This is a genomic window from Pseudomonas rhizosphaerae (genome assembly GCF_000761155.1).
Taxonomy (GTDB): Bacteria; Pseudomonadota; Gammaproteobacteria; order Pseudomonadales; family Pseudomonadaceae; genus Aquipseudomonas; species Aquipseudomonas rhizosphaerae.
Genome location: NZ_CP009533.1, coordinates 2,669,612 through 2,682,001, shown reverse-complemented (window position 1 = coordinate 2,682,001; position 12,390 = coordinate 2,669,612). Strand labels below are relative to the sequence as shown.

At 63.9% G+C, this 12,390-nt stretch carries 9 protein-coding genes; all 9 read left to right on the top strand.

What is annotated here, in order from left to right; translation table 11 throughout:
- Positions 1 to 514 precede the first annotated feature (514 nt).
- Positions 515 to 2,710 (top strand): TonB-dependent receptor family protein, encoded by a 2,196-nt coding sequence (locus LT40_RS11885; RefSeq protein ID WP_148308555.1) that lies wholly within the window; start codon positions 515 to 517, stop codon positions 2,708 to 2,710.
- A gap of 355 nt (positions 2,711 to 3,065) precedes the next feature.
- The gene (locus LT40_RS21700; RefSeq protein WP_158497447.1) at positions 3,066 to 3,230 is read left to right on the top strand and encodes a hypothetical protein; all 165 of its coding nucleotides are present in this window, start codon (positions 3,066 to 3,068) and stop codon (positions 3,228 to 3,230) included.
- A gap of 14 nt (positions 3,231 to 3,244) precedes the next feature.
- Positions 3,245 to 4,963: an ABC transporter substrate-binding protein gene (locus LT40_RS11880; RefSeq protein WP_043190297.1), complete on the top strand. Its 1,719-nt coding sequence runs from the start codon at positions 3,245 to 3,247 to the stop codon at positions 4,961 to 4,963.
- On the top strand, positions 4,960 to 5,895 hold the full coding sequence (locus LT40_RS11875) for an ABC transporter permease (RefSeq protein ID WP_043190295.1): 936 nt from the start codon (positions 4,960 to 4,962) through the stop codon (positions 5,893 to 5,895). The genes LT40_RS11880 and LT40_RS11875 overlap by 4 nt, the downstream gene beginning before the upstream one ends.
- A 48-nt stretch (positions 5,896 to 5,943) precedes the next feature.
- Entirely contained in the window at positions 5,944 to 7,230 is a 1,287-nt protein-coding gene (locus LT40_RS11870) for an acyl-CoA dehydrogenase family protein (RefSeq protein WP_052393411.1), read from the top strand.
- Between the two features lie 20 nt (positions 7,231 to 7,250).
- Positions 7,251 to 8,582 (top strand): LLM class flavin-dependent oxidoreductase, encoded by a 1,332-nt coding sequence (locus LT40_RS11865; protein ID WP_043190292.1) that lies wholly within the window; start codon positions 7,251 to 7,253, stop codon positions 8,580 to 8,582.
- 33 nt (positions 8,583 to 8,615) lie between these two features.
- Complete coding sequence (locus LT40_RS11860; RefSeq protein WP_043190291.1) at positions 8,616 to 9,668, top strand: NADP(H)-dependent aldo-keto reductase; 1,053 nt, start codon at positions 8,616 to 8,618, stop codon at positions 9,666 to 9,668.
- Between the two features lie 52 nt (positions 9,669 to 9,720).
- Positions 9,721 to 10,587 carry an ABC transporter permease subunit gene (locus tag LT40_RS11855; RefSeq protein ID WP_052393530.1) on the top strand — a complete coding sequence of 289 codons (867 nt, stop codon included), beginning with the start codon at positions 9,721 to 9,723 and terminating at the stop codon, positions 10,585 to 10,587.
- A complete protein-coding gene (locus tag LT40_RS11850) occupies positions 10,584 to 12,242 on the top strand; it encodes a dipeptide ABC transporter ATP-binding protein (protein ID WP_052393410.1) in 1,659 nt (552 codons plus the stop codon). The genes LT40_RS11855 and LT40_RS11850 overlap by 4 nt, the downstream gene beginning before the upstream one ends.
- The last annotated feature ends 148 nt before the right edge of the window (positions 12,243 to 12,390 follow it).

Sequence of the window (12,390 nt, the reverse complement as noted above, 5' to 3'; positions counted from 1 at the left end):
GGTTATTGTTCACGATAAATAGGTGAAGAATTCTTCGCGGACGATGATCACGCCCACGGATGAGTGCGATTGTATTTTCTGTAGGAGCGGTCCGCGGCCGCGAAAGGATCGCTGCGATGTGTCAGGCAAGTTGCGGTGAAGCCTTCGCGGCCGATGACCGCTCCCACGGATGAGTACGGTTGGATTTTTTGTAGGAGCGGTCCGTGGCCGCGAAAGGGTCGCTGCGGTGTGTCAGGCAAGTTGCGGTGAAGCCTTCGCGGCCGATGACCGCTCCCACGGATAATCGATATCAGGTGTTTGTTGACAGGGCTGTAGTGAAAGTTTCAAGTGTTCGAATCAAGGCAGTTATCCATCAGCAAGTGTGTGCTGGCAGCCACTTGGCCGCTCTAACGTGCTGTTTCGACGAGTTTCAGCCGCTCAATAGCTGGCACGCTCTCTGCTATCACCCTGTTGCCAATAAATAAGCACCGTCTTTTTTCAGGTCGGTGTTATATGAGTCAAGCAGGAGCAGGGAATGAACGGGGAAGTCAATGCAACAACGACGGCACGCAGTCGCTTGCCGTCGGCGCTGGGCGCTGGGGCGACATTGCTGTTTATCGGCCAACTTCATGCCGCACAAGTAAGCGAGTCGGCCGAGCAGAAGCCGACCAGTCAACTCAGTACCGTAGTTGTTCAGGGTGCCAGGCTGGACGAGAACCAACGCGCCGAAACGGCTTTGAAGGAAGTGGCAGGCGGGGTCAACTATGTCGATTCGGCGACCATCGAAAAGGGGCGCGTGTCGACCAGTACCGATATCTTCGCTCTGCAGCCCGGTGTAATCGCCACGCAGGGCGGCGGCAGCAACGACGGCACACGGATTTCCATTCGTGGGTCGGGTATCAACAAGGGCGTGGGTTATTTCCGCGCCGGCATCTTCTACCTGTTCGACGGCCTGCCGGTGTCCGGGCCCGGTGGTACCCCCTACGAACTGTTCGAGCCGCTGGGCCTGAGCCATACCGAAGTGCTGCGCGGCGGCAATGCTTTCGATATCGGCTCGTTGTATCTGGGCGGTGCGATCAACTACGTGACCAAGACCGGCTACAATTCCGCGCCCTTGCAAGTACGCTACGAAGCCGGTAGCTACGGTTATCAAAAGCGTCAGATCAGTTCAGGGCAAGTGCTGGGTGCGCTCGACTATTACGTCAGCCTCACCGACTCGGCGTCGGACGGTTTTCAGGACCAGACCCAAGGCAAGAGTGCCGGATTTGCCGGCAACGTCGGCTACCAGTTTTCGCCGCAGTTGAAATCCCGTCTCTACTACCGTTACCGCACCACCGATAACGAGACGCCCGGTTACATCACCCGCGCGCAACTCAAGGACGATCCCGAGCAGGCCAACCCGGCCAGTGTGAACGTGCGCGCCCATCGCAAACAGCCAGGTTCGACCTGGGTAGCGAGCAAGACCCAATACACCTTCGATGACGATTCCAACCTGGAAGTGGGATTGGTCTACCACGACTATCCGATCGACGCGCGACAGGGCGTCAACCGCACGACCTGGGGCTTCAGCGATTACTCCGCCAGTTTGAAGTACGACCGACTGGATACCCTGTTCGGCAAGAACAGCATCACGCGTTTCAACGCCCTGCGGACCGAGCATTTGAATGCTTACGCTAAAACCAAGGTGCGGATTCCTTCCGGTATCACGGCCAACCTGCCGTCCGGCGCATTGGTGCGCAAGGCTGAGTACGAAGGCTCCGATACCGTGTTGAGCGCCAGCAATGAAACCGAGTGGATCGACAACACACTGTGGTTGAGCGCAGGCCTTTCCGCCGTGGAGTTCCAGCGCAAAGCCAAGGTGTCGTATCCGGTGGGTGGCGAGGCCGACAACCCCAACAACCCCATCGAGAAGAACGACTGGGAGTTTGCCCCCAGGGTGGGCGTGCGTTATCAGATCAACCCCAACTGGCAGCTGTTCGGCAACCTCAGTCGAACGGTCGAGGCCCAGCAATCGTGGGCTTATGTATCCGGTGCGCAGGTGTTCACGTCCGGGCCGGCTACCGGGCTCAATTCCGGTGGACAGAAGCTTGAACCGCAGATTGCCGATACGTTGGAATTCGGCACCCGTGGGCAGTTCGGCAACAACAACTGGGACCTGACGTTCTATCGGTCCCACGTGCAGGATGAGCTGCTCTCGGTGATCATCAGAGAGGCCACTTCCACCGCCGATGCGCTGACCTCCGAATACAACGCCAGTAAGACCATTCACCAGGGTGTGGAACTGGGTCTGGATTCTCTGCTGTACCAGAACGATGGTGATTCGTTGCACCTGCGTCAGTCCTATACCTACAGCGACTTTTTCTACCGCGATGATGAGCAGTTCGGCAGCAATCGGTTGCCCGGCATTCCCAAACACAATTACCAGGCTGAACTGCGTTATGACTTCAGCAATGGCGTTTATGTGGGCGTGAACACTTACTACGCCTCCAAGACACCGGTGGATTTTGCCAACACCAAGGACGCCGGTTCTTACAACCTGTGGGGCGCGATACTGGGCTGGGATTCGCCGAAGAAGGATTGGAATGTCTATCTGGACCTGCGCAATCTGACCGACGAGAAGTACGCCGCCTCCATCAGCCCGACGTTCAATGCCAACGGCAACGATGTCAGGGCGATCATTCCGGGGGATGGTATAGGTGCGTATGCGGGGGTGCAGTACAGCTTCCGGTAATTCAATGCCTACCGTAGGAGCGATCATCGTACCTACCGTGGGAGCGGTCATTGGCCGCGAAGAGGGCACCGCGGTGTATCAGGCAGACCGCATTGCGCCCTTCGCGGCCACGGACCGCTCCTACGGGGGGCTATCTCTCACAACTGTTGCTGGGGCAGCAGTCACTAAGCAGTTGCGGCCATTTTAAACATCCAGCCGCTACCTGATATCAATAAAGTTCCCTGTTCAGGGCACTTGGCGATTGGCACGAACACTGCAATCCACAACTTTATCGATGACGTCGCAGACTTCATCACCCGAGTCCGACTATACCAATAGAAGCTCGCCTTATATTCATTGGGTGGGAGCAACACAGTTGAAGTTAAATGCCTTTACGCTGTCACTGAACAGTCGGCGCAGCAGTGCTTTTCGCTATACCGGATTTACTTCTGGCCTCATCGAACAAGCCCGGGTTGACACGGCCGCGCTCTATCCGGGGGATGGCTTCGGCGCGTTCACCGGTGTGACCTACAACTTCTGATGGCTGCCCGGCTCATGACGTTCGTGTTTATCAGAACAGCACTGGTCGGCGCCATGCTCGTGCTTTCGGCGTGCTCACCCGGCACCGAAGTCACCAGTACGCCGGTCACCCGCGCGCCGAGTACCGATGGCATCGTCGACGGCGACCTGATCAGCTATCCCGCCAGCGACTACCACGAAGCCGGGCCGGGCAAGCGCGGCGGTACCCTGCGGGTGACCACCGCGGCCGACACCGGCACCTTCGATGTGCATTCCATTTCCCATGGCAACGTGCAGTGGCTGGGGCGGGTGCTCTACGACTGCCTGGTCTATCAGGACGAACAGGGCAACGTCTCGCCCTGGCTGGCCAAATCGTGGGAGGTGTCGGACGACGGCCTGACCTATACCTTCCACCTGCGCGAGGGCGTGACATTCAGCGATGGCGAGCTCTTCAACGCCCAGGCAGTGAAGATCAACCTCGAGCACATGCGCGATCCGGCCACCAAATCACCGCTGGCTGCGGCTTACATTGCGCCCTACGTGCAGGGGCGAGTGCTCGACGAGTACACCTTCGAGGCCACCTTGCGCGAACCCTACTCGCCGTTTCTCGACGTGCTGGCGCAGTCCTGGCTGGGGATGATCTCGCCGAAGCAGATTCTCGAGGCGCCGAAATCGATAGCCGAGCATCCGGTCGGCTCCGGACCGTTCGTGCTGCACAGCTACACCCGCGACCAGGGCGCGGTGTTCGTGCGCCGCGAAGGCTATGACTGGTCCCCGCCAGTCACACGCCACCAGGGCGAAGCCTACCTCGACCGCATCGAGCTGAGTTTCGTGCCCGAGGCGATGATCCGCTTCACCTCACTGGAGGCCGGACAGTCCGACCTGACCCTGGATGCGCCGCCGCAGAATGCCAAGGGCATTCGCGAGTCGACGGCGCTGACCCTGCGCAGCCGCATTCGCAAGGGCAATCCGTTTCGCAGCCTGACCTTCAACGTGGAAAAGGCGCCGTTCGACGATGTGCGCGTGCGTCGTGCGGTGGCCAAGGGCATCGACCGCGAGGGCCTGGCCTGGATCATCGGTTTTGGCGAGTTCCGGCCCAAGGCTGATTTCCTCGCCGCCAATACGCGCTATTACGACCCGGCCTACAAGGACGTGCTGGCCTACGACCCCAAGGCGGCCAACGCTGCCCTCGACGAGGCGGGCTGGACCGCGCGTGACCCTGGGGGGTATCGCACCCGCAACGGCCAGCGGCTGGGAGCGACGTTGTTGGCCACCGAGAGCCCGAGCTTCTCCAGCGCCGTGGCGGTAGCGATTCAGGCGGACCTGAAAAAGCTCGGTTTCCAGCTGCGCATCGAACTGCTGCCGGTGGCGCAGGCGACCGACCGCCGCTATGCCGGCGATTTCCAGATGATTGGCGGCGGTTACTGGCACACCAATACACCGGACGGCCTGTACATCCTCTACCACAGCGACTCCATCACCTCGGAAAAACGCATCGGCCAGAACGCCGGTCGCTTTCGCGATGCCGAGCTGGATCGACTGTTGGCCGCGGCGCGGCGCAGTCACGATCCGGCGCAGTTGCAACCGCTGTACAGCAAGGCACAGCAGCGTCTGGCCGAGTTAGTGCCGGTGGTGCCGTCGTTCGAGAGCCATGTGCTGGTGGCGTATTCCAAACGCCTTGCCGGGGTGATTTTCGACACCTCCCACAACACCGTTTTCCTGCCCAGCCTGTGGCTGCAAAAGGAGGCTGAATGAACAGTATCGCGATCAGGATTTTCTGGCGGCTACTGGCCGGTGCCGGAGTGCTGTGGGGCGCGGCCAGCCTGACCTTTCTGGCCATCAACCTCAGCGGTGGCGACCCCGCACTGGCCATTCTCGGCGGCCCGGAATCCATGCCGACCCCGGAGATGATCGTGCGGGTGCGCGCCGAGTATGGCCTCGATCAGCCGCTGATCGTGCAGTACGGCCACTACATCGCTCGCCTGGTCCAGGGCGATCTGGGCGAGTCCTATCGCCTGCGCATTCCGGTCACGCGGGCGATTGGCGCACAGATCGGCGCCACGGTGCAGCTGTCGATCTGCGCGGCGCTGGTGGCCGTGCTGCTGTCGGTCATCAGCGCGATCACCACGGCCAAGCGCAGCCCGTGGGTGCGCTCGCTGGTGTCGGGGACCGAGCTGGTGCTGTCGTCGGCGCCTTCGTTCGTCATCGGCATCCTGTTGCTGCTGGTGTTCGCCTTTCACTGGCATGTACTGCCGCCTTCCGGATCGGGCAGTTGGCAGTCGCTGATCCTGCCGACCCTGGCCCTGGCCCTACCACTCGCCGCCGTACTGACCCAGGTGCTGCGTCAGGAACTGGAAGACATCCTCGACCAACCCTTCATCGCCATGGCGCGCGCCCGGGGCATGTCCGAAACCGGCGTGCGCCTGCGCCATGCCCTGCGCCATGCGCTGGTGCCACTGGTGACCCTGGCCGGCTTCGTGTTCGCCAGCCTGCTGGGCGGGGCGGTGATCGTGGAGTTGCTGTTTTCCCGCCAAGGCATCGGCCGGCTGATGCTCGATGCCGCCAATGCCAAGGACGTGCCCATGGTCTTGGGCATCACCCTGTTGGCGGCGGCGATCTATGTGGCGGTGAACCTGGTGGTGGACCTGATCAACCACTGGGTCGACCCGCGAGTGAAGTCCGCATGACCCAAATTTTCATGGCTGCTCGGCAGCCCGATGACGCAAGGAATGATCATGAGTGTTGAACAGCGTACCGGCGGTTTTCCGCTGGCTTCCGACTACGCCCGTCTGCGGGCCCCCTTTGCCGAGATCTTCACGCGCATCGAGGACACTGCGCTGGCCCGCGAGCAGCAGCGCGAGCTGGCCTTCGATGCGGTGAACTGGCTGCGTGAGGCCGGCTTCGGGGCGCTGCGCGTGCCTCGCGAGCAGGGCGGCGGTGGCGCCAGCCTGCCGCAATTGTTCGAGCTGCTGATCGAGCTGGCCGAGGCCGACTCTAATCTGCCGCACATCCTGCGCGCGCATTTCGGCTTCGTCGAAGGCCGCCTGTCCCGCGACGAAGCCGAGTCCCAGGCGTACTGGCTGGGCAAGGTGGTTGCCGGTGATCTGTGGGGCGCCGCCATGGCCGAGCGTACCGACACCAGCAAGCAGAGCGTGACCCTGACGCCCGAAGGTGAGCAGCGCTGGCGTCTGGACGGCAAGAAGTTTTACTGCACCGGCACCCTGTACGCCGACTGGATCGCCGTGTCGGCGCTGACCGGCGAGGACTTCGTCAGCGTCTCGGTGCCGACCAACGCGCCCGGCGTGACCCGCGATGACGACTGGGACGGCTTCGGCCAGCGCCTGTCGGGCAGCGGCACCACGCGTTTCGACAATGTCCCGGTGCCGTCCGAGTACGTGTTGCGTCGCTATGCGGCCGGCGAGCAGCGTCCCGAGTCGTACATTTCGGCGTTTTATCAGCTGTTTCACCTGGCGACCCTGGCCGGGATCGCCCGGGCGGTGCTGCGCGATGCCAGCGAATTCGTCCAAGGCCGTACCCGCGCTTTTGGCGTGCCAGGCCAGTCCAGCCCCAAGGAAGATCCACTCGTACAGCGCGTCGTCGGTCGCCTCTCGAGCCTGGCTTATGCCGCGCAGACCCAGGTGCTGGCGGTCGCCCAGGTGTTGCAGAACGTCTACGAGGCCGAACGCGCCGGGCAGGCCAGTGAAGCCCATTACACCGAGGCCGAAGTGCGCGCCTTTCAGGCTCAGCAGATCGTGCTGGAGCAGGTGCTGGAGGCCACCACGCTGTTGTTCGAAGTTGGCGGTGCCTCGGCCACCAGCCAGTCGCGGCGCCTGGACCGGCACTGGCGCAACGCGCGCACGCTGGCCTCGCATAACCCCGCGATCTACCGCGAACGCGCACTGGGCAACTACTACCTCAACGGCATCAGCCCGAATGCTGCCTGGCGCGCCTCGCAGGCCGCGCACGACGCCGCCCAGTCCGAACCTGTCGCTGCGCTGCACGACGAAGCCAGCGCCGTCTGAATCGTTTTCAAGGAACCGCCATGAGCTCCAAACCGCAAATGAGCATCGGTATGAACATCCTCGGCTTCGGCTCGCATTCTGCTGCCTGGCGGGTGGGCGAGGTGCCGGCCAATGCCTATCTGGACGCCGAGTATTACTGCAACATCGCGCGCATCTCCGAACGCGGCACGCTGGATGCGATCTTCCTCGCCGACGGTCCGGCGCTGGGCGGCGACGTGGCGCAGCACCCGGCCGGTCGCCTGGAGCCCACGGTACTGCTGACCGCCGTGGCGCTGGCCACGCAACGCATCGGGGTGATCGCCACTGCGTCCAGCACCTACAACGATCCGTTCAACCTGGCGCGGCGCTTTTCTTCGCTGGACCACATCAGCGGCGGCCGGGCGGCCTGGAACGTGGTGACCAACGCCGGCGATGCCGCTGCGCAGAACTTCGGCCTGGCCGGCGCGCCGCTGCACGTGGACCGCTACGCCCGCGCCGACGAATTCATCGACATCACCCTCAAGCTGTGGGACAGCTGGGAAGACGACGCGATCATCGGTGATGCCGTCAGCGGCCGTTTTGCCGACCCGGCCAAGGTGCACACCCCCAACTTCGTCGGCGAGCACTTTTCGGTCAAGGGCCCGCTCAACCTGCCGCGCTCGCCCCAGGGCCGACCGGTGCTGGTGCAGGCCGGCTCCTCCGAAGGCGGCAAGGCGCTGGGCTCGCGCTACGCCGATGCGATCTTCACCACCCAGACCACCCTGGAAGACGGCCAGGGTTTCTATCAGGAAATGAAACACCGCGCCCGGCAGTGGGGGCGCGATCCGGCGCACCTGAAGATCATGCCGGGCCTGTCGACGGTGATCGGCAGTACCGAAGCCGAAGCCCACGCGCGCTTCGATCGGCTCAACGATTTCCACGGCGAAGAAGGCTTGCTGTATCAGGTGGCTGCGCGCGTCGGCCTGAGCGTGGCCGAGCTGGACCCCGACGCACCCTTGCCTTGGGACAAGATCGGCCCGGTGGCCTCGTTCGAACGCGGCTCGCACGGGTTTCTAGAAGCCCAGCTGAACCTGGCGCGTCGGGAAAACCTCAGCATTCGCCAACTGTCGCGGCGCATTCTGGTCGGCCACCGCCTGCTGGTGGGCACCGCGGAACAGGTCGCCGACACCCTGGAGCACTGGTTTCTGGCCGGTGCCGCCGACGGCTTCAACATCATGCCGGACATGTTTCCCTCCGGCGTCGAGATCTTCGTCGATGAAGTGGTGCCGCTGCTGCGCCAGCGCGGCGTGTTCCGCCACGAATACAGCGGCCACACCCTGCGCGATCACCTGGGCCTGCCGTATCCGGCCAGCCAGTACGCACACAGCGCCTGAACCTCTCTCGCCTGCAACGGACCGATTCGAACCATGAAATATCGCACCCTTGGCAACACCGACCTCAACGTCAGCCTGCTCGGCCTGGGCACCATGACCTGGGGGCATCAGAACAGCGAGCAGGACGCCCATCGGCAACTGGACCTGGCCTTGGCGCACGGCGTCAACCTGCTCGACACCGCAGAGATGTATCCCACTCCCACCCATGCCGATACCTGGGGCAGTACCGAGCGTTTCATCGGCACCTGGCTGCAACGCAACGGGCGTCGTGCCGACATCGTGCTGGCCAGCAAGATCATCGGCCCACCGCGCGAGCCGGGCACTGGCGGCCACATCCGCGACGGCTTGACCCGCCACGACCGTGCCAACATCACCGCCGCGCTGGAAGGCAGCCTCAAGCGTCTGCACACCGATTACCTGGACCTCTACCAGCTGCATTGGCCCGATCGCACCACCAATATCTTCGGTCAACGTGAATACCCCTATGTCGACGACAGTGGCAGCGTTGCCATCGAAGAAACCCTGGAGGTGCTCGGCGAACTGGTCAAGGCCGGCAAGATCCGTCACATCGGTGTCTCCAACGAGACGCCCTGGGGCGTGGCGCGCTTTCTCCAACAGGCCGAGCAACGCGGGCTGCCGCGCATTGCCAGTGTGCAGAACCCCTACAGCCTGTTGAACCGGTTGTACGAAGGCGGGCTGTCGGAGTTCAGCCATCGCGAAGGGGTAGGGTTGCTGGCCTATTCGCCACTGGCGTTCGGCACCCTCACCGGCAAATACCTGAACGGCGCGCGACCGCAGGGTTCGCGTTTGACCTCGGTATACCGCACCTTCAACCGCTACGACAGCGAGTCGGCCAGCCGCGCCATCGCCGCCTACGTGCAACTGGCCAAGGACTACGGCTATACGCCTGCCCAACTGGCCCTGGGCTTCGTCGCCCGGCAGCCGTTCGTCAGCAGCGTGCTGACCGGGCAAACGAGCGAGGCGCAGTTGCAGGACAACCTCAGTGCGCTGGACATCGAATTCACCCCGACCTTGCTGGACAAGATCGCCGAGATCCATCGCGCGACCCCCAACCCGGCGCCTTGATCGGCGCTTGCCGTACGGAGAATCGTCCATGGCAATCAGTTCATCGCCCACGATGCTGGGCCCAGTCCCGGCGGGCACACTGGACGCCGGCATCGGTCGTCGGCGCGCCCGCACCCGGTTGCGCCCAGGCCTGGTGCTGGCCGGCGCCTTCGTGCTGCTGCTGGTGGTGGCGGCCATCGCCCCAGGCCTGTTGACCTCTATCGACCCGCTCGATGCCGTGGCGCGCCAAGCGTATCGCGCGCCCGATGCGCTGCATTGGCTGGGCACCGACGAGAATGGCCGCGATGTACTCAGCCGCCTGATTCACGGCGTGCGGCCCTCGCTGCTGCTGGGCCTGGCGGCCACGGCCATGGGGCTGGCACTGGGCACCTTGCTGGGCGTGGTCGCAGGCTTGGGTCCACGCTGGCTGGACGCTGCGGTCATGCGCAGCGTGGACGTGCTGCTGGCGTTCCCCGATCTGCTGCTGGCGCTGGTGATCATCACCTTCTTCGGCCAGGGCACCTTGAACCTGATCATCGCCGTCGGCATCGCCAGCGTGCCGCGCTACGCCCGCCTGGTGCGTGCGCAGACCCAGGTGGTGCGCGGCGCAGGCTATGTGGAAGCCGCCACCACCCTGGGCCTGGGGCGCGCGGCGGTGATCGGCCGACATGTGCTGCCCAATGCGATCAAGCCGGTGTTGATCCTGGCCACCATCGGCATTGGCAGCAACATCACCGCAGGCGCGGCGTTGAGCTTCCTCGGTTTTGGTTCGCCGCCGCCTGCGCCGGAGTGGGGGACCATGCTCGCCATCGGCCGCAACTTCCTCGCCAACGCCTGGTGGCTGGTCGCCTGGCCGGCGCTGGCGATCACCTTCACCGTCATTTCGATCACCGCCATCGGCCGTGAACTGCTGCGTCGCAGCGAAGGGAAGCGCTTATGAATACCCTCATCCAGCCACCGTTGCCGGTCCTCGATGTACAGGATCTGCACGTTGCCTTTGCTGGCCAGGCGCAGCCGGTGATCCGCGGGATCAGTTTCCAGCTGCATGCCGGTGAATGCCTGGCGCTGGTGGGCGAGTCCGGTTCGGGCAAGAGCGTGACCTCGCGTACCTTGGCTGGGCTGACTGGAGCGCATGCTCAGGTTCGCGCCGAGCGCTTGTCATTCGCCGGGCGGGATCTGCGCACGCTGCGCGAGAAGGACTGGCTGCAACTGCGCGGCGCCCAGTTGGGCTTCGTCATGCAGGATGCGCTGGGTTCCCTGGACCCGCTGCGGCGGGTCGGCCAGGAGATCGCCGAGCCGCTGCGCCTGCACACCGACCTGAAGCGCCAGCAGCGCGATGTGCGGGTCATCGAGCTGTTGCGCTCGGTCGGTGTTCCCGAGCCGGAACTGCGTGCGCGCCAGCATCCGGGCCAGTTGTCGGGAGGCTTGCGCCAGCGTGCCTTGATCGCCTCGGCCATCGCCTGCACTCCGCGCCTGCTGATCGCCGACGAGCCCACCACGGCGCTGGACGCCACCGTTCAGGCGCAGGTCATGAGCCTGCTCGAATCGCTGCGCGGCGCAGACACCGCCATGCTCATCGTCAGCCATGACCTGGCGGTGGTCGCACGCCTGGCCACACGCATTGCGGTGATGCATCAGGGGGTGATCGTGGAGCAGGGCAGTGTCGACCAGATTCTGCGCGACCCTCGCCATCCCTATACCCAGAGTCTGCTGGCAGCCGGTACCGCCGTGCATTTTCGCCGCGCCTACGGTGACTCCGCGGCCATTGCCGAGGTACCTCGAACCGGCGAAGTTCTGCTTCGCGCCGAGCACCTGAGCAAATCGTTCGAAGGGCCGGACGGGCGTCTGCGCAAGGTTGTCGCGGACGTGTCCCTGCGTCTGGAGCGCGGTCGGACCTTGGGTGTCGTCGGCGAATCCGGCTCGGGCAAGACGACTCTTACGCGCATGATCCTGGGGCTGGAGCGTCCCGACAGCGGCCAGGTGTGGATCAACGGCCAGCGCTGGTCCGATCTCGACAAGGCGCAGCAGGCTCGCGCGCGACACAGCATTCAGGTGGTGTTCCAGGATCCGCTGAGCTCGTTCGATCCGCGCTATACGGTGCAAAAGGTGCTGTTCGAAGCGTTGCAGGTGGCGGGTCATCCTCGTGCAATGTGGGAGAGCCGGGCCGGGCGCTTGCTGGCGCTGGTGAAGATGGACGCTGCGGTACTCGATCGGCGACCCATCGAGTTGTCTGGAGGGCAACGCCAGCGCATCGCGATTGCCCGCGCGCTGGCGGCCGAACCGCAGATTCTGGTGTGCGACGAGCCGGTGTCGGCGCTGGACGTGTCGGTGCAGGCGCAGATTCTGGAATTGCTCGACGACCTCAAGAATCGGCTGGGGCTGGCGTGCCTGTTCATTTCCCACGACCTGGGGGTGATCAACCACGTCAGTGACCATGTACTGGTGATGAAGGATGGCGAGGTGGTGGAGGCGGGCGCGGTGCGGCAAGTGCTGGATCGCCCACAACACCCTTACACCCAAGCCTTGCTCAACGCCGTACCGACCTTGCAGACGGGCGCCCTGCGCGCGCTCACCTATCTGCCCCTGGCGATCTGAGCCGAGCCCCTAAACGGTCCGCTCGCAATACCGGACGCGGCTCGCGCCGCTGCTACAGGGTCCGCTTGCAACAACGGACGCGGCTTGTGCCGCTGCTACACGGTCCGCTTGCAACAACGGACGCGGCTCGCGCCGCTGCTACACGATC